Source organism: Sphingomonas astaxanthinifaciens DSM 22298, from assembly GCF_000711715.1.
Classification (GTDB): Bacteria; Pseudomonadota; Alphaproteobacteria; order Sphingomonadales; family Sphingomonadaceae; genus Sphingomicrobium; species Sphingomicrobium astaxanthinifaciens_A.
This window is the reverse complement of the sequence record NZ_JONN01000001.1, coordinates 1,575,367-1,597,330: the sequence shown is the minus strand read 5'-3', so window position 1 is coordinate 1,597,330 and position 21,964 is coordinate 1,575,367. Positions and strand designations below refer to the sequence as shown.

19 protein-coding genes and 1 pseudogene are annotated in these 21,964 nt (G+C 69.8%); 16 read left to right on the top strand and 4 right to left on the bottom strand.

Going from position 1 to position 21,964, the window contains the following annotated elements:
• Positions 1-5 precede the first annotated feature (5 nt).
• From BS69_RS0108240 to BS69_RS0108220, 5 genes are read left to right on the top strand one after another with little or no spacing between them, the layout of a single operon-like run.
• A complete protein-coding gene (locus BS69_RS0108240; protein WP_029941479.1) occupies positions 6-1,673 on the top strand; it encodes a class I adenylate-forming enzyme family protein in 1,668 nt (555 codons plus the stop codon).
• A complete protein-coding gene (locus BS69_RS0108235) occupies positions 1,670-3,811 on the top strand; it encodes a molybdopterin cofactor-binding domain-containing protein (protein WP_029941478.1) in 2,142 nt (713 codons plus the stop codon). Before BS69_RS0108240 ends, BS69_RS0108235 begins: the two co-directional genes overlap by 4 nt.
• Positions 3,812-3,814: 3 nt before the next feature.
• Positions 3,815-4,822, top strand: coding sequence for a ferrochelatase (gene hemH, locus BS69_RS0108230; RefSeq protein WP_029941477.1), 1,008 nt, complete (start codon positions 3,815-3,817; stop codon positions 4,820-4,822).
• Between the two features lie 29 nt (positions 4,823-4,851).
• Entirely contained in the window at positions 4,852-5,574 is a 723-nt protein-coding gene (gene phbB / locus BS69_RS0108225) for an acetoacetyl-CoA reductase (RefSeq protein WP_029941476.1), read from the top strand.
• A gap of 2 nt (positions 5,575-5,576) precedes the next feature.
• The gene (locus tag BS69_RS0108220) at positions 5,577-5,816 is read left to right on the top strand and encodes a ribbon-helix-helix domain-containing protein (RefSeq protein WP_245605126.1); all 240 of its coding nucleotides are present in this window, start codon (positions 5,577-5,579) and stop codon (positions 5,814-5,816) included.
• On the opposite strand, the gene BS69_RS0108215 is transcribed toward BS69_RS0108220, so the two are convergent.
• The 3 genes from BS69_RS0108215 to BS69_RS0108205 all read right to left on the bottom strand — a co-directional run bounded on the left by BS69_RS0108215 (position 5,778) and on the right by BS69_RS0108205 (position 12,559).
• Positions 5,778-6,659 (bottom strand): ATP-grasp domain-containing protein, encoded by an 882-nt coding sequence (locus BS69_RS0108215; RefSeq protein ID WP_051676643.1) that lies wholly within the window; start codon positions 6,657-6,659, stop codon positions 5,778-5,780. The genes BS69_RS0108220 and BS69_RS0108215 overlap by 39 nt on opposite strands.
• A gap of 11 nt (positions 6,660-6,670) precedes the next feature.
• Positions 6,671-11,296 carry an NAD-glutamate dehydrogenase gene (locus tag BS69_RS0108210; protein WP_029941474.1) on the bottom strand — a complete coding sequence of 1,542 codons (4,626 nt, stop codon included), beginning with the start codon at positions 11,294-11,296 and terminating at the stop codon, positions 6,671-6,673.
• Between the two features lie 75 nt (positions 11,297-11,371).
• On the bottom strand, positions 11,372-12,559 hold the full coding sequence (locus tag BS69_RS0108205) for a PAS domain-containing protein (protein ID WP_156956974.1): 1,188 nt from the start codon (positions 12,557-12,559) through the stop codon (positions 11,372-11,374).
• A 173-nt stretch (positions 12,560-12,732) separates the two neighbouring features.
• Here BS69_RS0108205 and BS69_RS0108200 point away from each other — a divergent pair, with 173 nt between their 5' ends.
• The 6 genes from BS69_RS0108200 to BS69_RS0108175 all read left to right on the top strand — a co-directional run bounded on the left by BS69_RS0108200 (position 12,733) and on the right by BS69_RS0108175 (position 19,096).
• Positions 12,733-12,942: a hypothetical protein gene (locus BS69_RS0108200; RefSeq protein WP_029941472.1), complete on the top strand. Its 210-nt coding sequence runs from the start codon at positions 12,733-12,735 to the stop codon at positions 12,940-12,942.
• A 70-nt stretch (positions 12,943-13,012) separates the two neighbouring features.
• The gene (gene hmgA / locus BS69_RS0108195) at positions 13,013-14,302 is read left to right on the top strand and encodes a homogentisate 1,2-dioxygenase (protein ID WP_029941471.1); all 1,290 of its coding nucleotides are present in this window, start codon (positions 13,013-13,015) and stop codon (positions 14,300-14,302) included.
• The gene (gene fahA, locus BS69_RS0108190; RefSeq protein ID WP_029941470.1) at positions 14,299-15,576 is read left to right on the top strand and encodes a fumarylacetoacetase; all 1,278 of its coding nucleotides are present in this window, start codon (positions 14,299-14,301) and stop codon (positions 15,574-15,576) included. Before hmgA ends, fahA begins: the two co-directional genes overlap by 4 nt.
• Complete coding sequence (locus BS69_RS0108185; RefSeq protein WP_029941469.1) at positions 15,573-16,874, top strand: M20/M25/M40 family metallo-hydrolase; 1,302 nt, start codon at positions 15,573-15,575, stop codon at positions 16,872-16,874. Before fahA ends, BS69_RS0108185 begins: the two co-directional genes overlap by 4 nt.
• Complete coding sequence (locus BS69_RS0108180; RefSeq protein ID WP_029941468.1) at positions 16,871-17,170, top strand: GNAT family N-acetyltransferase; 300 nt, start codon at positions 16,871-16,873, stop codon at positions 17,168-17,170. The genes BS69_RS0108185 and BS69_RS0108180 overlap by 4 nt, the downstream gene beginning before the upstream one ends.
• 99 nt (positions 17,171-17,269) lie before the next feature.
• Positions 17,270-19,096, top strand: a complete 1,827-nt coding sequence (locus BS69_RS0108175) for an autotransporter outer membrane beta-barrel domain-containing protein (protein ID WP_029941467.1) — start codon at positions 17,270-17,272, stop codon at positions 19,094-19,096.
• Positions 19,097-19,159: 63 nt separating this feature from the next.
• On the opposite strand, the gene BS69_RS0108170 is transcribed toward BS69_RS0108175, so the two are convergent.
• Entirely contained in the window at positions 19,160-19,606 is a 447-nt protein-coding gene (locus BS69_RS0108170) for a flagellar hook assembly protein FlgD (protein ID WP_051676642.1), read from the bottom strand.
• Between the two features lie 51 nt (positions 19,607-19,657).
• Between BS69_RS0108170 and BS69_RS0108165 the strand changes: the two are divergent.
• The 5 genes and pseudogenes from BS69_RS0108165 to BS69_RS0108145 form a co-directional block, all read left to right on the top strand.
• A pseudogene (locus tag BS69_RS0108165) lies at positions 19,658-19,831 on the top strand (flagellin); the annotation flags it as partial.
• Positions 19,832-19,948: 117 nt separating this feature from the next.
• Entirely contained in the window at positions 19,949-20,380 is a 432-nt protein-coding gene (locus tag BS69_RS0108160; protein ID WP_029941464.1) for a hypothetical protein, read from the top strand.
• A 92-nt stretch (positions 20,381-20,472) separates the two neighbouring features.
• Positions 20,473-20,787 (top strand): hypothetical protein, encoded by a 315-nt coding sequence (locus tag BS69_RS0108155; protein WP_029941463.1) that lies wholly within the window; start codon positions 20,473-20,475, stop codon positions 20,785-20,787.
• Positions 20,788-20,892: 105 nt separating this feature from the next.
• Positions 20,893-21,195, top strand: a complete 303-nt coding sequence (locus tag BS69_RS0108150; RefSeq protein WP_029941462.1) for a UrcA family protein — start codon at positions 20,893-20,895, stop codon at positions 21,193-21,195.
• A 21-nt stretch (positions 21,196-21,216) separates the two neighbouring features.
• Positions 21,217-21,960, top strand: a complete 744-nt coding sequence (locus tag BS69_RS0108145) for an alpha/beta fold hydrolase (RefSeq protein ID WP_029941461.1) — start codon at positions 21,217-21,219, stop codon at positions 21,958-21,960.
• Positions 21,961-21,964: the final 4 nt, after the last annotated feature.

The following is a 21,964-nucleotide window of genomic DNA, read 5'->3' as shown; positions in this document are numbered from 1 at the left end:
CGACGATGCCGAGTGAGCTCGACCAACGTTATGACGCCGTGCTCGCGGCCGTCACGGGGCCGGGCGGTCGCATTGTCGTCGGCACCGACGCGAAGGGGTGCAAGGTCGTCACCAACTTACCGGCGACGCTGCCGGCCTTTTTCCGCACGTTCTGCGCGCTGAATGCTGCGGTCGAAGCGGTGATCGCGGGTGAGGAGCGGCTGACCTTCGCCGACCTCGACCGCTGGTCCGAGCGGCTGGCGAAGGCGCTGGTCTCCCGGCACGGGGTCCGCAAGGGCGACCGTGTCGGCATCGCGATGCGCAATTGCCCGACCTGGATCGTCGCGCATATGGCGATCCTCAAGGCGGGCGGCATCTCGACCCTGCTCAACGGCTGGTGGCAGGCCTCGGAGGCGCAGCATGCGCTTGAGCTCACCGCGCCCCGGCTGATCATCGCCGACGAGCCGCGCGCGCGGCGGATCGAGGCTGGCTGCGGCGAGATCGGCCTCCTGTCGGTCGCGATCGAGCGCCCGATCGGCGAGGCGCTCGCCCCGCTGCTCGGCGAGGAGGACGAGGGCGTAACGCTGCCCGAGATCGGCCCGGACGACGACGCGACCATCCTGTTCACCTCGGGCTCGACCGGCGACGCCAAGGGCGCGCTGTCGACGCATCGGGCGGTGACCATGGGCGTCTATACCTACGCCACCAGCCTGATGACCCTGCTGGGCGTCCTCGAGAGCCTGGGCGACGGGCCGAAGAATCCGCCCAAGACCCTGCTCAACGTGCCGCTGTTCCACGTCACCGGCGAAGTGCCGGTGCTGCTCAACAGCTTCGTCATCGGGCGGGGCATGGTGCTGATGCCCAAATGGGACGCGGGCGAGGCGCTGCGGCTGATCGCGCAGGAGAAGATCACCTATTTCGTGGGCGTGCCGACGATGAGCCTCGAGCTCATGAACCACCCGGATCGCGACCGCTACGACCTTTCGACCCTGACCGACATCGCCGCCGGCGGGGCGCCGCGCCCGGTCGCGCATGTCGAGCGGCTGAAGGAAAGCTTCGAGACCGCCCAGCCCGCACTGGGTTACGGCCTGACCGAGACCAACGCGGTCGGCTGCGGCAATTACTGGGGCAATTACCTCGCCAAGCCGGCCTCGACCGGGCGGGCGCTGCCCTACACCGAAGTCGCGATCCTGGACGATGGCGGCCAGCAGCTGCCCCGTGGCGAACGCGGCGAAGTGGGGATCAGGGCGGCCGCCAACATCAAGGGCTATTGGCGCAATCCGCAGGCGACCGCGGCGGCCTTCACCGCCGACGGTTTCTTCCGCACCGGCGACATCGGCTACCTCGACGAGGACGGCTACCTCTTCATCGTCGACCGCAAGAAGGACATCATCATCCGCGGCGGCGAGAATATCAGCTCGGCCGAGGTCGAGGCCGCGGTCTATGCCTGCGAGGCGGTGGCCGAGGCGGCGGTGTTCGGCGCGCCCGACGAGCGGTTGGGCGAGGTGCCGGTCGCGGTGGTGCTTCCCGCCGAGGGCACTGACCTCAGCGAAGACGAGCTTCGCGCTTTCCTCGCGCCGCGGCTGGCCGCCTTCAAGGTGCCCGAGCGCTTCATCTTCGCCGACGAGAATCTGCCGCGGCTCGGGACCGGCAAGATCGACCGGGTGGCGCTCAAGGCCCAGTACGCCGCTTGAAGCTCGACCGCCGGACCCTGCTGGTGGGCAGCGGCGCGGCGGGCGCGCTGGTCATCGCCTATGCCGCCTGGCCGCGAGCCGAGCGGGCGAGCTTGCGCCCGGCCAAAGGCGAACTGCTGCTCGGGCCGGGAATCGCGATCGCCAGGGACGGCCGGGTGACCATCGCCATCCCGCAGGTCGAGACGGGCCAGGGGATCTGGACGGGGCTGGCACAGGTCGCCGCCGACGAGCTCGGCGCGGCGTGGGAAAGCGTCGGGGTCACGCCCGCGCGACCCGGCGGCGAGTGGGGGAATGCCCTCGCGAAAAGTGAGGGCTGGCTCGACGGCTTGTCGTCGTGGCGCGAATGGCGGCTGGGCGAGGGGGCGGCGCGGATCACCGCGGGCTCGACCTCGATACGGGCGATGGAAGCGCCGATGCGGCGGCTCGGCGCGGGGGCGCGGGCGCTGCTGGTCGCGGAGGCCGCCGCGCGGTGGAAGGTGCGGGCGGGCGAGTGCGACAGCGCCAATGGCTTCGTCACCCACGAAGGCCGATCGCTGCCCTTTGCGGCGCTGGCCGAAGGCGCGGCAGGACGGACGCTGCCGGGCGAAGCGCCGCTGCGGGCCGGACGTGGGGCGCTCGTCGGCAAGCCGCTGCCCCGGCTGGAGGCCGCGCCCAAGGCTGATGGGCGGCTGCGTTTTGCCGGCGATGTGCGGCTGCCGGGGATGCTTCACGCCTCGCTGCGGCGGTCGGGCGCGGGGCAGGTCAGGATCGAGAGCGCGGCCCCGGCGGGAATTCGCTTTGCAAGCGGCGAGGACTGGGTGGCAGCGCTGGCCGAGGACTGGTGGGGAGCCGAGGCGGCGCTGGCCAAGGCCAAGGTGACAAGCTTCGGGCTTGCCGCAGGCAACGATGCGGCGGTGGCCGACGCCCTCGACCGGGCGCTGGCCAGCGACGATTTCGCGACGCTGATCGGGATCGGCGATGTGGAGACGGCCTTCGAGGGCGCCCGCCCGCTGGCCGCGACCTATTCGGCGGCGGCAGCGCTGCACCACGATCTCGAACCGCCGAGCGTGACTGCGCGGCTTGCCGACGGATTGCTCGAAATCTGGGCGGCGACCCAGGCGCCCGAACTGGCGCGGCGGGCAGCGGCGGAGGCGGCGGGCCACAAGCTCGACCGGACGATCCTCTATCCGCTTCCGGTCGGCGGGCAGGGCGGCGCCGCGCTCGATGTGGGACTTATTCCGATCGCGGTCGCGCTGGCGCGTGAGGCCGGCCGGCCGGTGCAGCTGACCTTGAGCCGCGCCGAGCAGGTGCGCGGCGATGCGGTGCGCGCGCCGCTCAAGGCAAGGCTCTATGCCCGGCCGCTGCCCGACGGGCGGATCGGCGGCTGGCGGATGCGGGTGGCCGGGGTGGACGGGACCGATGCGGCGATGCGGCGGCTGGTCGGCGGCGATCCGGGCGGGTTTCGCGCCGCTGCTTTCTCGCCGCTCCCCTACGCCATTCCCAACGTCGCGCTCGAAGCGGCAAGTGCGACGCTGCCGGTGCAAGCCGGCTATCATCGCGGCGAGCTGTACGGCGCCCTTGCCTTCTTCACCGAGAGTTTCGTTGACGAGCTGGCGCGGATCGGCGGGCGCGATCCGCTCAGCCAGCGCATCGCGCTCCTCGGCGGCAATCCCCGACTGGCGCGCTGCCTCGTGCGTGCGACCGCGCTCGGCGGGTGGGACGGCGGCGGCCCGGGCAGCCAGATGGGACTTTGCGCGATTAGCGCCTATGGCAGCTTCATCGCGGTGGTCGCGAGCGCATCGGTCGGAACGGGGGGACAAGTGGAGGTGAGCCGGCTGGTGGCGGTGGTCGATTGCGGCCGGGTGGTGAATCCGGGCCTCGTGCGCCAGCAGGTCGAGGGCGGGATGATCGCATCCCTCCACCAGGCGACGGTGGCGGCGCCTTCCTTCCGTTATGGCCGGGTCGCGGGCCCCCTCGAGGCGAGCGCGCCCGGGCTTCGCAAGGGCCCCGAGACACTGGTCGAAATACTGCCTAGCGGCGCAGCCCCCGGCGGGGTCAACGGGCTCGGCTGGGTTGCCGCTCCGGCCGCGGTCGGCAATGCGCTCGCTGCGGCCAGCGGCCGACGCTTGCGCAGCCTCCCCTTGAACCCGATGTCCTGATCCATGCAGCCTCCCCCCGACCATCCCCCGATCAAGCCGCGCAAGGTCGGCGTGCTGTTGATCAACCTCGGCACGCCCGATGCGCCCGACGTCGGCTCGGTCCGCCGCTACCTCGCGGAGTTCCTGTCCGATCCGCGCGTGATCGAGGTCCCGCGACTGGTGTGGAAGCCGATCCTTCACGGGATCATCCTGCGGACCCGCCCGGCCAAGTCGGCGCATGCCTATTCGCAGGTGTGGACCGAGGAAGGTTCGCCGCTCGCGGCCATCACCCGCAAGCAGGCGCAGAAGCTGCAGGAGCGGCTGGGCGACGAAGTGATGGTCGACTGGGCGATGCGCTACGGCACGCGCCCGATTGCGGAAGGGGTCGAGAAGCTCAAGGAGGCAGGCTGCGAACGGATCCTCGTCGCGCCGCTCTACCCGCAATATTGCGCCGCGACGACGGCCACGGCCAACGACGTCGCCTTTGCCGCGCTCGCGGGAATGCGCTGGCAGCCGGCGCTCCGGACCCTCCCGCCCTATCACGACAGCGAGGATTATATCGCCGCGCTGCACCGCGATCTCGAGCGGCAGATCGCCGCGCTCGACTTCGTGCCCGAGCGGCTGCTCCTGTCCTATCACGGCATGCCCGAGCGGACGCTCCGCAAGGGCGATCCCTATCATTGCCACTGCCGCAAGACCGCGCGCTTGCTGTCCGAGCGGATGAGCATCCCGACCGACACGAGCTTCCAGTCGCGCTTCGGCCGCGACAAGTGGCTCGAGCCTGCAACCGACGACGTGCTCAAGGCCTATCCGGCGCGCGGGATCACCAGGGTCGCGATCGCCGCGCCCGGCTTCTCGGCCGACTGCATCGAGACGGTCGAGGAGCTCGGCATTCGCGGCAAGGAGGATTTCGAGGAAGCCGGGGGCACGCATTTCGCGCGGCTCGACTGCCTCAACGACGGCGACGAGGGCATGGTGATGCTCGAGGCAATCGTCCGGCGCGAACTTGCGGGGTGGATTTCGCCTGCCTAGGCTCGCCTCCGTCGACAGGAGGATGGGTTATGGCACGAGTGGCGATCGTTACCGGGGGCACACGCGGAATCGGCGAGGCGATCAGTGTCGCGCTTCGCGATGCCGGAATGACGGTCGCGGCCAATTACGCCGGCAATGACGAGCGCGCCCGCGCCTTTACCGAGCGAACCGGGATCAAGGCGTTCAAGTGGGACGTCAGCGACCATGAAGCCTGCATCGCCGGGGTGCGTGCGGTCGAGGCGGAGCTGGGCCCGGTCGAGGTCCTCGTCAATAATGCCGGCATCACCCGCGACACGACGATGAAGCGGATGGACCACGCCAAGTGGCAGGAGGTCATCGACACCAATCTCGGCGGCTGCTTTAACATGGCGAAAGCGGCGTGGGACGGGATGGTCGCGCGCGGTTACGGCCGGATCGTCAACATCGGCTCGATCAACGGCCAGGCCGGTCAATATGGACAGGTCAATTACGCTGCCGCCAAGTCGGGCATCCACGGCTTCACCAAGGCGCTGGCGCAGGAAGGCGCGCGCGCTGGGATCACCGTCAACGCCATCGCGCCGGGCTATATCGACACCGACATGGTCGCGGCGGTCCCCGAGGACGTGCTCGGAAAGATCGTCGCGCGCATTCCGGTGGGGCGGCTCGGCCGGGCCGACGAGATCGCCCGCGGCGTCGCCTTCCTGGTCGACGAGAATGCCGGGTTCGTGACGGGCTCGACCTTGTCCATCAATGGCGGGCAGCACATGTACTGACGGTGGAAACCGTCACCTACTCGCCACCGGTCAAGCGTAGCGTCCTCATTCGCGGTCACCAGACCAGCATCAGCCTCGAGCCGATCTTCTGGCATGCCCTCGAGATCGCTGCGCGCGATGCGGTCATGCCGATCAACGCGCTGGTCGCGGAAGTCGACGAGGCGCGGCTGCGGGTGGCGAGCCCGCCCAACCTCACCAGCGCGCTACGGCAGTGGCTGTTCGGGCGCGCGCTGGGCGGCTGAGGCCGCGGCGAGGATCGCGTCGGCGAAGCGCGCCGAGGCGTCGGGCGCGCAGTGGAGGAACAGCGCGGGCTCGACCATTTCGAGCTCCATCAGCTGCAGCGCGCCGTCATCGCCGCGGATGAGATCGACCCGGGCGTAGGTCGCTTTCGCCGGCGCCGCCGCCAGCGCGGCCTGCGCGAGGTCGAGCGCGCCGTCGGGCATCTCGACCGCGTCGGTCGAGCCGCCATGGTCGGGCTGGACCCGGAAGTCGCCCGCCTGCGGCCGCTTCACCACACAATGCGAGAAGCGCCCGCCGAACAGGATCAGGCTATACTCGCCCTCGTCGACAACCGAGCCGAGCCAGGGCTGGATCAGCATCCGCTGACCGTGGACGTCGTTCGGCACCGGCTGGCCCGGCCCAAGCCGATAGGTGCCATGCGCGCCCGCCGAGACCGGCGGCTTCACCACCAGTTCGTCCGAGCCGAGCACGCCGTGGGCGGCGGCCAGTGCGGCTTCGTTCAGGTGATCGACCTCCAGCGTCGGCACGCTGGCGATGCCCTTGGCGCCGAGTTCGGCGAGATAGCCCTTGTCGCTGTTCCAGCGGAGCAATGCCGGCGGATTGACCATCGGCCAGCCCTCGGCCTCGGCGCGGTCCAGCAACGCCAGCCACTCGGTATGGCGGAGGTGATAGCCCCAGGTGACGAGCGGCAAGACGAGGTCGAAGTCGGCCGCGTCGTCGAATTCGGTCCATGGCACCGCCACGACCTCGCCGCCCGCCGCCCGTAGCGCCTCGGCCTCGACGGCGAAGGCCCAGTCCCATTCGCCCTCGTAATCTGGGGCCGGGGTCAGGACGGCGAAGCGCATGGGGTCGGTCCTCAGCGTGCGAGCAGGATCCGGGCCTGGCCGGCGATCTGCGCGAGCATCGGCACGGTCACGTGGCCGCTGCTGCGGGCGCGCGAGACGAGCTGGCGGAACTGGCCGATCCGCTGCGCCTGGCGCTCGGTCCAGCGTTCGACCGACGCCTCGGGATCGTCGCCGCGGACCCGGGCGAGCCACTCGAGGCGAAGCTGCTCGAACTCGTTGGCGAGGCCGGCGACGAGCAGGCGCTCCCACTGGTCGGCGGGGCTGAGGCGGACGGCCTGGCTCTGCGCCCAGTCGATGCCAAGCACCTCACCGATTCGGACATAGGCCTGGGTCAGGGCGAGGACGTCCATCTCCTTGCGCGCGGCGAGCCCGGCGATCCCGAACACGCCATCGAGCTCATAGAGCTTGACGAGGCCGCGGGTGATCTCGGCCGGGGCGCCCATCGCCTCGAGGACCTCCTGGCGCGCGCTGGCCTGCGTCTTCACCTCGTGGCGGATGATTGAGCGGGCCTCGGCATTGACCTTGGTCAGGCCCGGTTCGAGCATCTCGACCAGCGCCGAGACGCGGGTCTCGCCGCCGCCGGCGCGGAGGATGTCGGCGATGTGATTGCGGACGCTCTGCGCGGCGATCGCGAACAGGCTGAGGCGCGCGGCCTCGCTGACCGGCGCGGCGTCGAGGCGATCCCACAGCCGGTCGAGCTGGAGCAGCCGCTCGGCGGTGAGGAAGGCGGCGACCACCTGGCCCTGCGAGCAGCCTTCCTCTTCCGTGAGGTCGAGCGCGATGCTCGGCCCGAGGCGGTTGACGAAGCGGTTGGCGACCTTGGTGGCGACGATTTCGTGGCGCAGGCGGTGGGCGAGGATCGACTGACGATGCTTGCGCCGCATCGGGGCCGGGAAGGCCTCAAGCAACTGCTCTTCCATCAGGGGATCGTCGGCGAGGCGGAGTTCCTCGGCGGCATCCTGCAGCGACAGCTTGGACAGGCTGAGCAGGACCGCGAGTTCGGGCCGGGTCAGGCCGCGATTGTCGGCGCCGCGGCGAAGCAGCTCCTCACTCGTCTCCAGCCCCTCGACCGCGCGGTCGAGCCGGCCCGAGGCCTCGAGCAGTTCGAGCGTGCGGACCTGCGCGGGAAGCGCGGCGACGCCGCCGCTCTCGGCCACCGACAGGGCGAGCGTCTGACGGCGATTGTCCTCGAGCACCAGTTCGGAGACCTCGTCGGTCATCCGTGCGAGTAGCTCGTTGCGGGCCTCGAGCGTGAGACTTCCCTCGAGCATCTCCTGGTTCAAGGGAATCTTGATGTTCACTTCATTGTCGGAGCAGTCGACGCCCGCGCTGTTGTCGATGAAGTCGGTGTTGCAGCGCCCGCCTTCCTCGCTGAACTCGATCCGCGCGGCCTGGGTGATGGCGAGGTTGGCGCCTTCGCCGATGACCTTGGCGCGAAGCTCGTTGGCATCGACCCGGACGGGGTCGTTGGCAGGATCGCCGACACTGCTGTTGGCCTGGTGCGAGGCCTTCACATAGGTGCCGATGCCGCCGAACCAGATCAGCCCGACCGGGGCCTTGAGGATCGCGGTGATGAGGCTGGTCGGGTCGATCGTCTCGACCTCGATCCCGAGCGCTCGGCGCGCCTCGGGAGTCAGCGTGATTTCCTTCTGGCTGCGCGGCACGATCATGCCGCCCTTGCTCAGCCGCTTGCGGTCGTAATCGTCCCAGCTCGAGCGCGGCATGGTGAACAGGCACTCGCGCTCGACCCAGCTGGTGTGCGGATCGGGATCGGGATCGATGAAGATGTGGCGGTGGTCGAAGGCGGCGACCAGCTTGATCGCCTTGGACAGAAGCATGCCGTTGCCGAACACGTCGCCCGACATGTCGCCGCAGCCGACCACGGTGACCGGTTCCTTCTGGATGTCGACGCCCATCTCGAGGAAGTGGCGCTGGACCGAGATCCAGCCGCCCTTGGCGGTGATCCCCATCGCCTTGTGGTCGTAGCCGTTCGAGCCGCCGCTGGCGAAGGCGTCGCCCAGCCAGAAGCCGCGCTCGAGCGCGATCGCATTGGCGATGTCGGAGAAGGTCGCGGTGCCCTTGTCGGCGGCGACCACGAAATAGGGGTCCTCGCCGTCATGCACGACGACGCCGTCGGGATGGACGACCTTGCCGTCGACGATGTTGTCGGTGATCGAGAGCAGCGAGCGGATGAAGATGCGGTAGCTCTCGGTGCCCTCGGCGAGCCAGGCTTCGCGGTCGGTCGCGGGCGAAGGCAGCTGCTTGGGATAGAAGCCGCCCTTGGCGCCGGTCGGCACGATCACCGCATTCTTCACCAGCTGGGCCTTCATCAGGCCGAGGATCTCGGTGCGGAAGTCGTCGCGCCGGTCGGACCAGCGAAGCCCGCCGCGGGCGACCGGGCCGCCGCGGAGGTGGATGCCCTCGACGCGCGGGCTGTAGACCCAGATTTCGCGATAGGGGATGGGCGCGGGGAGGCCCGGGACCCGGGTCGGATCGAGCTTGAAGGCGAGGGCCTCGCCCGGCTGCGGATTGAAGGCGTTGGTGCGAAGCGTCGCCTCGATCACGCTGCGGATCAGGCGCAGGATGCGGTCGTCGTCGATCGACTTGACGCCCTGGAGCGCGGTCTCGAACTCCTGGCGGCGGGCGGCGACGTTGTCGGTGCGATCGGCGCGGGCGGGATCGTGCGCGGCAGCGAACCAGGCGATCAGCGCGCGGGCGGCCGCCGGCGTGCGCTTCAGGGCGTCGACCACGGTGCTGAGGCCATAGGAGACGCCGGTCTGGCGCAGGTAGCGGAACCAGGCGCGCAGCCAGACCACGCTCTGCGGTTCGAGCCCGGCGAGGAGGACCAGCTGGTTGAACTCGTCGTCCTCGGCATGGCGCTGGAGCACCGCGGCGATCGCGCCCTCGATCACGTCGGTTCGGGCGAGCACGCTCTCGAACTCGGCGCCCGGAAGCTCGAGCCGGAAGTCGTGGATGTGGCCGAGCCGGCTGTCGTCGCCGAGCGACACGGGCCGCTCCTCGATTACCCGGAAACCGAAATTCTCGAGCACCGGAACGGCTTCGGACAGCGGGATGAGGTCGCCGGCGCGGTAGAGCTTGAGGCGCAGCTGGCCAGGGCGGTCGCCCTCGCCGCGGAACAGGCGGACGTCGCGGTCGTCCTTGTCCTCGAGCGCGCTGATCCGGAGGATGTCGGCCGCGGCCTCGGCGGCCTGGGCCCGGCTGCGATAGTCCTCGGGCATCCCCGACAGATAGGTGAGGGCGAGACGAGTCGCGCGGCCGCTGCCGACGCGGTCGGTGAGCTCGGCCTCGACGGCGGGGGCCCAGCCGCGGACCCGGTCGACCAGCTGGCGATCGAGCTTGTCGACGTCGGGCAGCGGGCGCGAGCCCGAGAAGCCGAGCGTCAGGCGGATCAGCGCGAGGTCGCCGTCGCCAAGCTCGACCGCCCAGTTGCTGACCGAGGAGAGAACGGCCTCCTCGATCATCTTCATGATCGACTGGCGGCGCGCGGTGGTGAGCTCGTCGCGGGGCAGCCAGACGAATGCGAACAGGTGCCGCTTGAGCGCGCCCGGGAGCAGCAGCAGCGCCGGACGGGGGCGGTCGGCGAGGCTCATCGCGGTCAGCGCGGCCTGGCGGACCTCGGCCTCCTCGAACGAGATGAGGAGGTCGTGCGGCAGGGTCGAGATGGCGTGGGCGAGCGCCTTGGCGCCATGGCTGGCGGGCGCGAAGCCGAGCTCGCGGTCGAGCATCTGGAGACGCTGGCGGATGACCGGGATCTCGGTCGGGGGCGACCGCAGCGCGGCGCTGGTCCACAGGCCGGCATGGACCGACAGCGTCCCGTCGTCGCGGCGGACGATGACCACGTCGAGCGGGACCCGGCGATGCACCGGCGACAGGCGGTCGGCCTTGAGCGCGAGCACCGGTCGTGGGTCGGAGGCCAGGGCGTCCAGCAGGCCGCGCGTATCCTCGGCGCTCCACAGGTCGATGCCCTCGCCCGACAGGATGCCGAGCCCGGCGCCGCAGCGCCCGTCGGCGCCGACAACCTTGTGGCCGAGCAGGGTGAAATGGTTGTCGGCGAGCCAGGTCAGCAGCGCGGCATTCTCAGGGTCGGTGGTGCCGACGGCCGCGGCGTCGCCGTGCATGAGGTCGAGCATCGCGCGCCAGTCGCCGACCGCGGCGCGGACGCAGGCGAGCGCACCCTCGATCCCCTGGACGAGGTCCTGCCGGCCACGCGCGTCGGCGCGGTCGAGCTCGACGTAGATGATCGATTCGGGCGCGCCTTCACCGAGCCGGACGAGCTTGCCGCCCTCGCGGGTCGCGCGGACGATCGGGTGGAGCAGGCGGTGCACGGTCAGCCCATGGCCCGCGATCACCGCGGCGACGCTGTCGACGAGGAAGGGCATGTCGTCGTTGACGATCACCATGCGCATCACGCGCTTGGCCGCTTCGCCGCCGACCGACTGGAGCTTGAGGACGATCTGGCCGGGCGGGCGGGTGGCGGCGGCTTCGGCGATGAAGGCGGCGGCTTCGGCCTGCTCGGACGGGCTGAAGCCCTCGGTTTCGCCGGGCAATGCGCCGTCCAGCAAGGCTTGGGAAAGAGCGTCCGTCAGAGATCCGGACACGCGGGGCTCAGCCGCCATGATTGAATGATACTCCGCCCTTGAAACTGGCCGGGCGTCTAGACCTCGCGGTCCGGAGCCACAACCCCGGGCGGGTCAGGCGAGCTTGCGCAGCGCCTTCTCGAGGAGGGTGAGATCGGTCACCGCCGAGACCGGTTCGACCCGGCCCTGGGCGTCGCGGCGGACGAGAACGAGAGTGAATTCGTCATTCCCGGCCAGCGTGCTGAGCGGCTGGGCGAGCGCCGAGCGAAGCCGGGTCCGGGCCTGGTCGGCACGGTTGTCGGTGCGCGGCTCGGGCCGGCGGGCATCGCGCTCGGCGGCGACCAGTCCCTTGAGGCCGCCAGGGTGCTGCTCGATGAAGGCGAGGAAGCCCTCGAAGGGAATGTCGCGGCGCTCGGCATAAGCGAGCGCGGCGGCGAATTCGGTCAGCCGCGCCTTGTCGTAATCGACTCCGAAGACGAGCTTGACGATCGGGGTCATCGGCGCGCGCGCCTGGGCCTTGACCCCGGCGTCTTCGAGCAGCTCGGCATAATCCTGCGGCACGCGCCGCGCGGCGACCGCGAAATCATAAGCGAGCGACAGCGCGCGGTAGAGCGCGGCGCGGCTGCGGCCGTCGGCGGCCTTGAGCACCTCGACGGTCTCGCGCGCGGCGGACAATCGGTCGGCAAGGCCGGCGTCGGCCTCGAGCGCGACCGGGGCGTCCTCGACTTCCTGGCCCTCGTCTTCGGACTCGGCGAGCGGATCGACGAGATCGAGGATCTCTTCAGCCTCGTCGGCGACCGTCGGCTGGGCGGGCGCCGGCATGCCGACCCCGTCCTTCCAGTTGATGACGCCGTAGATGAAGTCGATGCCCTCGCCGTCGGACGAGAAGGGCATCAGGATGCCGCGATAGCAGATGTCGTGGCCGCGCTGATTGGTGAACTCGGCCTCGAAGCCGATCGGCGCGCGATTGGCGATGATCTGCATGTAATGGTCGGTCAGCCGGCTGAGCAGCGAGCGCGGGGGCACGTCGGCGATGCTGCGGACCTCGTCGCCGATCTCACATTCGGCGCGGATGGCGCTGCCGATGAAGCTGGTGGTCGGATTGTCGGGCGAGGCGGTGAAGTCGAGCAGCAGGCTGTGGTCGGAGAAATCCTGCACGTCGCGGCTGTCGAGGTCCTCTATCGAGGGAAAGTCGCGGCCGCGCAGCAGCGAGGCCCAGTAATTGTAGGCGCGCACGTGCATCCGGCGCTCGTCCCCGCCGATCACCATGACGTCGCCCGGCGCCTCGGGCTCCGCGCTCATGCCTGAAGGAAAGCTACCGTCCATGCCGTCAAGATCACTCCCGTTATGGAGCCAATGCCGCAGCTGCAGTTACCAACGAGTTAAGTATACCCCTTGGAGTCCGCTGTGAATCCTCTGGAACGCTTGGGGCCGGAAGGGCGTTCGTTACGGCGATACAACAGGAGGATTTCGAGATGGCGGATATCGACGACGGCAACGAACGGGTGGTCGAACGAACCACGGTCGTGAACACCGACAGCGGCGGCGGCAGCGGGGCGATCGTGGCGATCGTGCTCATCCTGGCGCTGCTGGTGCTTGCTTACGTGTTCCGCGACAACCTCGGCTTCGGCGGCAGCAAGACCGAGATCAAGGTTCCCGACAAGATCAACGTCAACGTCAACTGAGGTGGCGGCGTCCCGGCTTCATGCCGGGACAATGCTTTTCAGGCCAGCCTGGCAGTCCTAGAGCAGGGGAATGCTGACGACCTCCTCCCCCGCCTACCTGCCGGGCTTCGGCGGGCATGTCGCGACCGAAGCCGTACCGGGCGCGCTCCCCAAGGGGCGCAACAGCCCGCAGCGGCCGGCCTTCGGCCTCTATACCGAGCAATTGTCGGGCACCGCCTTCACCATGCCCCGGCACGAGAACCGGCGGAGCTGGCTCTACCGGCTCCGGCCGACCGCCGACCATCGGCCGTTCGTCGCTTATGACGGCGCCCCCCGGCTGCGCTGCGAGAAAGATGGGGCGCTGGCGCCGAACCGGCTGCGCTGGGATCCCATCCCCGACGCGGCGGCAGGGACCGATTTCATCGATTCGCTGACGACCGCGGTCTTCAACCGCGCCCCGAACGAGCTCGATGGCGTCGCGCTCCACCTCTACGCCGCCAATGCCGAGCGCGCGGACCGCGTGTTCTTCTCGGCCGACGGCGAGCTCTTGTTCCTGCCGCAGCAGGGCCGGCTCGAGCTTCTCACCGAACTGGGCCGGATCGACATCGCGCCGGGCCAGATCGCGGTGGTGCCGCGCGGGGTGCGCTTCAAGGTGCTGCTGCCCGAGGGTGCGGCGCGGGGTTATCTGACGGAGAATTACGGCGCGCCCTTCCGGCTGCCCGATCTCGGGCCGATCGGCGCCAACGGCCTTGCCAATCCGCGCGACTTCGAAACGCCGGTGGCATGGTTCGAGGACCGCGACGAGCCGACCCAGGTCATCCAGAAATATGGCGGCAAATTGTGGGTGACGACGCTCGACCACTCGCCGCTCGACGTCGTCGCATGGCACGGCAATCTCGCGCCCTATCGCTACGATTTGTCGCACTTCAACACGATCGGAACGGTCAGCTTCGACCATCCCGATCCGTCGATCTTCACCGTCCTGACCTCGCCCTCGGGGATGATCGGCCGGGCCAATGCCGACTTCGTCATCTTCCCGCCACGCTGGATGGTCGCGGAGGACACCTTCCGCCCGCCGTGGTTCCACCGCAACGTGATGAGCGAATGCATGGGCCTGCTGACCGGCGAATATGATGCCAAGGCCGACGGGTTCCGCCCGGGCGGGCTGTCGCTCCACAACATGATGAGCGGCCACGGCCCCGACGTCGAAAGCTGGAAGAAGGCGAGCGAGGCCGAACTCAAACCCGCCAAGATCGACGGCACCATGGCCTTCATGGTCGAGAGCTGCTGGCCGTTCGAGGTCACCGCCGAGGCGCTCGGCCGGGCCCAGCCCGACTATGACCTCGCCTGGGCCGATTTCCCGAAAGCGCGACTCCCATGACCATCGACCATACGCATGACCCCGCCCTCCGCTCGTGGGTCGAGGGTGCCGATGGGCATCCCGATTTCCCGATCCAGAACCTGCCCTTGTGCATCTTCTCGAGCGAAGGGCTTGAGCGCCGCGCGGGCGTCGCGATCGGCGACTTCCTGCTCGACCTGCCCGCGATCGCCGAAGCGCTCGGCGAGGCGTGGGTGGAGGAACTCGCAAGTCCGGTCCTGAACGGTTTTCTCGCGCTCGGCCGGGATGCGCGCGTTGCGCTTCGGCACCGTCTGTCGGAGCTGCTTGGTGACGTTTCGCATCGCGACGTCATCGAGGCGGCGCTGATCGGCCAGTCGGAAGCGACGATGCACCTGCCGACGCTGGTCGGCGACTACACCGATTTCTACGTCGGCATCCATCACGCGACCAATGTCGGCAGGCAGTTCCGTCCCGACAATCCGCTCCTGCCCAACTACAAATATGTGCCGATCGGCTATCACGGCCGCGCGTCGAGCGTGCGCGTGTCCGGCGAACCCGTGATCCGCCCGTCGGGCCAGCGCAAGCCGCCCGAAGCCGAAACACCCGTGTTCGGGCCCTCGCGGCGCCTCGATTACGAGCTCGAGCTCGGGGTCTGGATCGGGCCGGGCAATGCGCTGGGCCAGCCGATCCCGATCGACGAGGCGGCATCTCATGTTGCGGGCTATTGCCTGCTCAACGACTGGTCGGCGCGTGACCTCCAAGCATGGGAATATCAGCCGCTCGGACCGTTCCTCGCCAAGAACTTCCTGACCAGCGTCTCGCCGTTCGTGGTGACCCCCGAGGCCATGGCACCGTTCATGACCGCGCCCTTCGCCCGGCCCGATGGCGACCCCGCCCCGCTCGATTATCTCGCCGGGGGAAGCGACGCCCCGGGGCTAGGGCTGACTGTGGAAGCCTATCTGTCCACCGCGACCATGCGCGAAGCGGGGACCAAGCCACACCGCCTGAGCCGGGGCGTCGCCGCCGAGGCGATGTACTGGACGGTCGAGCAGATCGTCACCCACCACAGCGCCAACGGCTGCAACCTCCAGCCCGGCGACCTCATCGGGACGGGGACGCTGTCGACCGCTTCGGCCGACGGGCTGGGCTCGCTGCTCGAGATCAGCCAAGGCGGGAAGGCACCGCTGACCCTGCCGTCGGGCGAACAGCGCGCCTTCCTCGAGGATGGCGACGAGCTGATCCTGCGGGGGCGCGCCGAGGCGCCGGGATATGTGTCGATCGGCCTCGGCGAGTGCCGCGGCGTGGTGGTCGGGTGAGGGCGCTTCTCGCGAGCTTCGCGCTGATGCTGGCCGCGCCCGCGTTGGCGCAGTTGACGCCCGCGGAGCGCACCATGCAGGCGACCGTCGCCGCCGAACAGGACCGGACGCTGTCGCTCCTCGAGCGGATGGTGAACCAGAACAGCGGCAGCCAGAATCCCGACGGGGTGGAAAAGGTCGCGGCGATGGTCCGCGCCGAGCTCGAGCCCTTGGGTTTCGCGGTCCGCTGGATCCCGCTCCGCCAGACCGGGCGCGCCGGACACCTGGTCGCGAGCCACACCGGCAAGCGCGGGACCAAGCGGCTGCTGCTCATCAGCCATCTCGACACGGTGTTCGAACCCGCTTCGCCGTTCCAGCGCTGGGTTCGTGACGGCGACGAGGTTCGTGGACCGGGGGCGACCGACAACAAGGGCGGGATTGCCGTCATCGTCGCCGCCCTGCGCGCGATGAAGGCGGCGGGAACGCTCCAGCAGACCAACGTCACGGTCTTCCTGACCGGCGACGAGGAGGATCCCGGCATGCCGCTGGCCATGGCGCGCGGCGACCTCATCGCCGCCGGCAAGGCCAGTGATGTGGCGCTCGATTTCGAGCCGATGGCGCGTGACGGCGAACGCGACATGGGCGGAATCTCACGCCGCTCGATCACCGACTGGCAGCTCGTCGTGAAAGCCAGAGGCGGGCATTCGAGTGCGGTCGGAACCGCGGGAAGCGGATTTGGCGCCAATTATGAACTGGCGCGAATCGTCGACGCCTTCCGGAAGGACGTCACCGAGCCGGGACTGACCCTCAACGTCGGAATGATCGCGGGCGGCACCTCCGCAAAGCTCGAACCCGGCGGGATCCGCGCCGCGGTCGAGGGCAAGACCAACATCATTGCCAGCGAGGCTGTCGCCAAGGGCGACTTGCGGGTCCTCGACCCGGCGCAGCTGGAGCGGGCGCAGGCACGCATGCGGGCAATCGTCGCCGCGCGCCTCGGCGGGGTCAGCGAGGCCAATCTAGAATTCGAGCCGGGCTATCCGCCGATGGCCGCGACCGACGCCAATCGCGCGCTGCTCGCCCGCCTCAACCTGGTCAATCGCGACCTGGGGCTCGACAGCCAGGAGCCGCTCGACCCCATTCGTCGCGGTGCCGGGGACATCAGCTTCGTCGCCGCCGATGTCGCCGCCGGGCTGGTCGGCTTCGGGCCGGGCGGAGGCGGCACTCACAGTGACGACGAGTGGCTCGACATCCCGTCGATCACCCGGCAGGCGACGCGCGCCGCGATCCTCATGAGCCGGCTGGGCAAGGAGCGCCGATGAAGGTCGTCAACAACGAGGCCGCGCACCGCTTCGAGATCGCGCTCGACGATGGCCAGGTGGCCTTCGCCGAATATCGCCTGTTGCCGGGCCTGGTCGCTTTCCCGCATACGGTCGTCCCGCCGGCGCACGAAGGGCAGGGCCTCGCCTCGGCGATCGCCCGGGCCTCGCTCGACTGGGCGCGGGAGCAGGGGCTGAAGGTGGCGCCGCGCTGTTCCTTCTACGCCAAGTACATGGCGCGGCACCCCGAGACCCACGATCTCCTAGACGCCGACTCGGCCCGCGCGCTCGGCATCTGAGCGCCCGACTGTGGCCGTGCGGCCACTTGTCATTTTTGGGTCACGCGGGGCATAGCCACGGTCGTGGCTCACGCTCTCGAGCCGGGGAGGAAAATTCACATGATTCAGCGTCTTGGCGCTCGCGCCCTGCTTGGGGCCACTGCGCTTGTCGCCGTTGCCGCCGCCACGCCGGCGTCGGCCCAGCGGATCGACCGCATCGTCACCTTCGGCGACAGCTATGCCGACGACGGCAACCTGTTCGAGCTGACCGGGCTCAACCCGGCGACCTTCCAGAGCGGCATCTACAAGACGGGCCGCTTCTCGGGCGGCACCAACTATGTCGATACCCTGTCCTTCCTGCTCGGCGCGCCGGTCGAGAATTTCGCCATCGGCGGCGCGACCGCGGTGCGCGGCGCCCCGGCGACGACCTTCGACCTCCAGCTCCAGGTCGACAATTTCCTCAACGTCGGGACCCAGCTCCCGGCCTTTCCGAACGGCGCTCCGACCTTCGGCAAGGGCGACCTCGTCACCGTCTCGATCGGCGGCAACGACGCGCGCTACTTCCAGCAGGGCTTCTACGGCAGCCTGACGGTCAACGACGCGATTTCGGCCGCGCGCACCCAGCTCGACCGACTGGTCGCGGCTGGCGCGCCGACCATCAGCTTTCTCGCCGGGAACACCGCGCTGCTGCCCGAGGTCGCGGCCAACCCGGCCGCGCAGGCGGTCCGCAACACCTTCTCGACGACCTACAACAGCGCGCTCCAGTCGATGCTGGCGGGCTATGCCAACAATGGCGTGATCGTCCATTACCTCGACCTCACCAAGGTGCTGCAGTCGATCCAGGCCAATCCGGCGGCTTACGGCGTTCCCAACGGCGTCACCTGCGCGCCGACGACCGCCAACATCGGCTCGGGCTGCGCGGGCTACCTGTTCTACGTCGACAACCTCCACCTCAGCTCGGATGGCTTCAAGATCGTCGGCCAGTATGTCCAGCGCCAGCTCCAGGCCCCGCTCAACATCGGTGCCACCAGCGACCTCGGGCTCGACACCGCGCGCCAGTTCGGCCGCACGCTCAACAGCCGCATGGACGTCGGCAGTCCGCGCGACGGCGAGGTGCTCGAGGGCGTCCGCCTGTTCGCGGTCGGCGACAGCTTCAGCCGTGACGTCGGCATGAGCGACGTCACCGACCAGTTCGACATCGACAGCGTCGGCGGCACGGTCGGCGCCGAGGCGGGCTTCGGCGGCAACGGCCTCGTCGGCATCGCCGGCAGTTACAGCAAGGGGCGCGCCAAGTTCGGCGTCGACAGCGCGCGGGTGGAGGCCAAGACCTGGCAGGCCGGCGTCTACGCCGCTTATTCGCTCGGCCCGGTGTTCATCCAGGGCCACGCCGGCGGCGGCCGCACCGACTATGACATCCGTCGCTCGGGAGTCGTCGGCAATCTCGACGCCAGCCCCAACGGCAGCCACATCGTGGCGGGTGCCAAGGCCGGCTTCCTCGCCCCGCTCGGCCCGGTCCGGGTCGGCCCGGTGGTCGCGCTCGACTATGCCCGCGCCAAGGTCGACGGCTACACCGAGAATGGCGACGGGGCGCTCAGCCTCAATGTCGGCAAGCAGCGCTACGAAGCGCTGGTCGGCGGCGCCGGGCTCGAGCTTCGCGGCGACTTCAACGCTGCTGGCACCGCGCTCCGTCCGTTCGCTTCGGCGATGGTCGAGAAGGACCTGAAGGGCGACAGCCGCACGCTCGATTTCGCGCAGACGGCCTCGCCGACGATCGTCAACCACTTCGACGCGGGCAAGCGCGACCAGGGCATCTACACCCGCTTCACCGGCGGTGCCTCGGCCCGCATCACCAATGCGGTCCAGCTCGACGTCGTCGCCAGCACCACCGCCGGCAAGGACCAAGGCAACGAAGTCAGCGGCCAGGTCGGCGTCCGCATCGGCTTCTGATCGCAGGCATCAGGAAGGGGGCCGGCCGGTGACGATCCGGCCGGCCCCTTTTTCGTGTCCCGCTCAGGCGGCAATCCAGACCAGCTTGGCGAGCGGCAGTGCGACGCTGCCGAAGCCGGCCCACAATTCGCCCTCCCGGCTCATCACTTCCTGGATCCGGCCGAGGCTGGTCATGTCGGCCGCCAAGGCCGTCCCGGCGCTGTCCCTGGCGCTCAAGCGCAGCACATAGGCGCCGTCGGGCGCGCGGCTGCCGTCGGCGAGCCGGCCGTCCCACTGCAGCGTCCCGCTGGCGTCGAGCGCAACGGCGGGCCGGGCGACGACCGTGCCGCTGCTGTCGAGAATTTCGGCCGTCAGCGACTGCGGCGCGCGGGCGAAGCTCCAGCGCCATTCGGCCGGCCGGTCGGTGGAGAGGCCCGAGACCGAGCTGTCAAACTCCGCAGTGCGCCCGATCAGCGTGCCCGCGCGGGTGAGGTCGTCCCCGCCCAGCCGGGCGAGAATGTCCTTCAGCACCGAGGTCTGCTGGAGCGACTGCTCGACCTGCGAATATTGCGCGAGCTGCTGGGCTCGAGCAAGCTTAGCGACGTCGTCGAGGCCTCGGTGGGCAATCTAGTCGACGCCGACCTCGCCAAGGAAAGCGCCAAGCTGCAGGCCCTCCAGGTCAAGCAGCAGCTGGGCATCCAGGCGCTGTCGATCGCCAACCAGGCGCCGCAGGCGATCATGTCCCTGTTCCGCTAGGCTTTCTCGAAAGCTTCGCCAGCCCCGAGCTGGTGACGGGTGGGCCGGGGCGGTTTTCGGATCACTCCGGCCCTTCCTGTTTCCCCGCTCCATCCTTGCTGCACAGGGACCCGACCCATGCGCGTGCGTGACATCATCCATCCCGTGGGCGGCCGCCTGCGGATCGTGCTCGACCGCGAGCCGGGCACGGCGGCGCCGATCGGCCGGCTGAGCGACCCCGGCCGACCCGAGCACCCCGTGATCCTGCTCGACGGCCTGGGGCTCGACCTCATCGCCGGCTTCCTGCTCAACGCCTGGCTGGCCGATCACGGTCGGCTGGCGGACGAGGAAAGCCAGAGTGACTGGCCGTTGCGGCTGCGGCTGGTCGACGAGCAGGGCCGCGCCAGCGTCCTCCTTTACCAGCAGGAACGCGTCCTGGCCGTGCGCGACGTCTTCTGGGACCGGCTCTACGGTGAATTGCTGCTGGTCGCAGCCCATGCCCGCCACATGCACGACCCTGCCGGGCCGGCGGTCCAGCCCTGGGCCCCGCCGGCGCGGCTGCTGCACTGACGACACGGTCCGCCGCAAAGCGCGACGGGCACCCCGGACTTTGCGCCGGGATGCGAAGCCAAGCCGGATATGGTGCGTTGCCCCCAACGACCATGCCGATTCCCGACGAGAAAGCGCGGGCCTGGACCCGCCCCGAAGATTATTGGCCGCCGCGCCGTTTCCGCCGACGCAGCCATGCAGTGAAGGGTGCGGTCACGCCGACCTCGCCGCGCGGCCAACCGGGCGAACCGGCCCGGCCGCTGCTCGGGGTCGTTCCCTATTTCCTGCTGATGATCGGCCTTGCGGTACTGGCCGCGGCGGTGATCGTGGTCGCCTGGCCGGGACGAGTCTCCGCACCGCCCGCCGCGACCGCCGCCCCGCCGGCCGAGGTTGGGACCGCGCCCAAGGGCTGGATGCCGAAGCAATAGGCGCCTCGTTCTGCAAATTCGCAGAACGGCAACGCAACATCGCTGCTCCCGCGAGGCCGACCGGCGGCGCATAGCGCTGCCATGCCAGCGCCAGGGAGCCGGACCATGAAGAGTAGTGCCATCGTCTTTGCCGTTCTGGCCGTCCTCGCGGGCGGCGCGTCCGGCCTGGCAAGCGCCGCGCCCGCCGCAATGACCGTCACCACCCACGATCTCGACCTCGCCACCGCGGCGGGCCGCGCCGCGCTCGACCGGCGGGTCCGGTTGGCCGCCGCCGAACTGTGCGGCGAGGCGAGCGCGAGCGATCCTGCCGGCCGCCGCGCGGTCCGCGCCTGCCGCCATGAGGCGCTCGTCCGCGCGCGCCAGCAACTCGCCCTCACGCCCTCGCTCGAGCGTCTCGCCGCCCGCTGACAAGCGCGCTAAGGGAGGGCGATGGATCCCTCCTGGCTGACCCTCGACGACGGGCGGCGGATCGCCGTCCGGCACCGCCGCGGCACCGGGCCGACCATCCTGTTCCTGCCCGGTTATGCGTCGGACATGCTGGGGTCGAAGGCGCAGGCGCTCGACGCGCTCGCCGAGCGCGAGGGACTTGGCCTGCTGCGCTTCGACTATAGCGGCACCGGCGAGAGCGAGGGGCGCTTCGCGGACGGCACGCTCGATCGCTGGCGCGCCGAGGCCGAGGCGGTGGCCGCGCTCGCCGAGGGGCCGCTGGTCCTGATCGGCTCGTCGATGGGCGGGTGGCTGATGCTGCTGCTCGCCGAGGCGCTCGGCACCCGCGTCGAGGCGCTGGTCGGGATCGCCGCCGCGCCCGACTTCACCGACTGGGGCTATTCGGACGAAGACAAGAAGGCGCTCGCTCGCGATGGCGAGCTCCGTCGGCCCAATCCCTATGGCGGCGAGGCCGAGCTGACGACCCTTGGCTTCTGGCAGTCGGGCGAGCGGAACCGGCGGCTCGACAGGCGCATTTCCTTCCCCGGCCCCGTCCGCCTGCTGCACGGCGACCAAGACGCGGAGGTCCCGCTCGAGATCGCGGTCCGGCTGAAGGACGCGCTGGTCTCGGACGACGTCCAGCTGACGGTCGTCAAGGGCGGGACCCACCGCCTCTCGGCCCCGCGCGAGCTGGCGCTGCTCGAGCAGGTGACGATGGCGCTTTGTCGCCGCGAGCCGACGCGCTAGCGGG

Bases quoted from the DNA above. Each gene is read 5' to 3' on its own strand.
- BS69_RS0108240 (WP_029941479.1), top strand. From the start codon at position 6: ATGCCGAGTGAGCTCGACCAACGTTATGACGCCGTGCTCGCGGCCGTC.
- hemH (WP_029941477.1), top strand. From the start codon at position 3,815: ATGCAGCCTCCCCCCGACCATCCCCCGATCAAGCCGCGCAAGGTCGGC.
- phbB (WP_029941476.1), top strand. From the start codon at position 4,852: ATGGCACGAGTGGCGATCGTTACCGGGGGCACACGCGGAATCGGCGAG.
- BS69_RS0108215 (WP_051676643.1), bottom strand. From the start codon at position 6,659: ATGCGCTTCGCCGTCCTGACCCCGGCCCCAGATTACGAGGGCGAATGG.
- BS69_RS0108210 (WP_029941474.1), bottom strand. From the start codon at position 11,296: ATGGCGGCTGAGCCCCGCGTGTCCGGATCTCTGACGGACGCTCTTTCC.
- BS69_RS0108205 (WP_156956974.1), bottom strand. From the start codon at position 12,559: ATGAGCGCGGAGCCCGAGGCGCCGGGCGACGTCATGGTGATCGGCGGG.
- BS69_RS0108200 (WP_029941472.1), top strand. From the start codon at position 12,733: ATGGCGGATATCGACGACGGCAACGAACGGGTGGTCGAACGAACCACG.
- hmgA (WP_029941471.1), top strand. From the start codon at position 13,013: ATGCTGACGACCTCCTCCCCCGCCTACCTGCCGGGCTTCGGCGGGCAT.
- fahA (WP_029941470.1), top strand. From the start codon at position 14,299: ATGACCATCGACCATACGCATGACCCCGCCCTCCGCTCGTGGGTCGAG.
- BS69_RS0108180 (WP_029941468.1), top strand. From the start codon at position 16,871: ATGAAGGTCGTCAACAACGAGGCCGCGCACCGCTTCGAGATCGCGCTC.
- BS69_RS0108175 (WP_029941467.1), top strand. From the start codon at position 17,270: ATGATTCAGCGTCTTGGCGCTCGCGCCCTGCTTGGGGCCACTGCGCTT.
- BS69_RS0108160 (WP_029941464.1), top strand. From the start codon at position 19,949: ATGCGCGTGCGTGACATCATCCATCCCGTGGGCGGCCGCCTGCGGATC.
- BS69_RS0108155 (WP_029941463.1), top strand. From the start codon at position 20,473: ATGCCGATTCCCGACGAGAAAGCGCGGGCCTGGACCCGCCCCGAAGAT.
- BS69_RS0108150 (WP_029941462.1), top strand. From the start codon at position 20,893: ATGAAGAGTAGTGCCATCGTCTTTGCCGTTCTGGCCGTCCTCGCGGGC.
- BS69_RS0108145 (WP_029941461.1), top strand. From the start codon at position 21,217: ATGGATCCCTCCTGGCTGACCCTCGACGACGGGCGGCGGATCGCCGTC.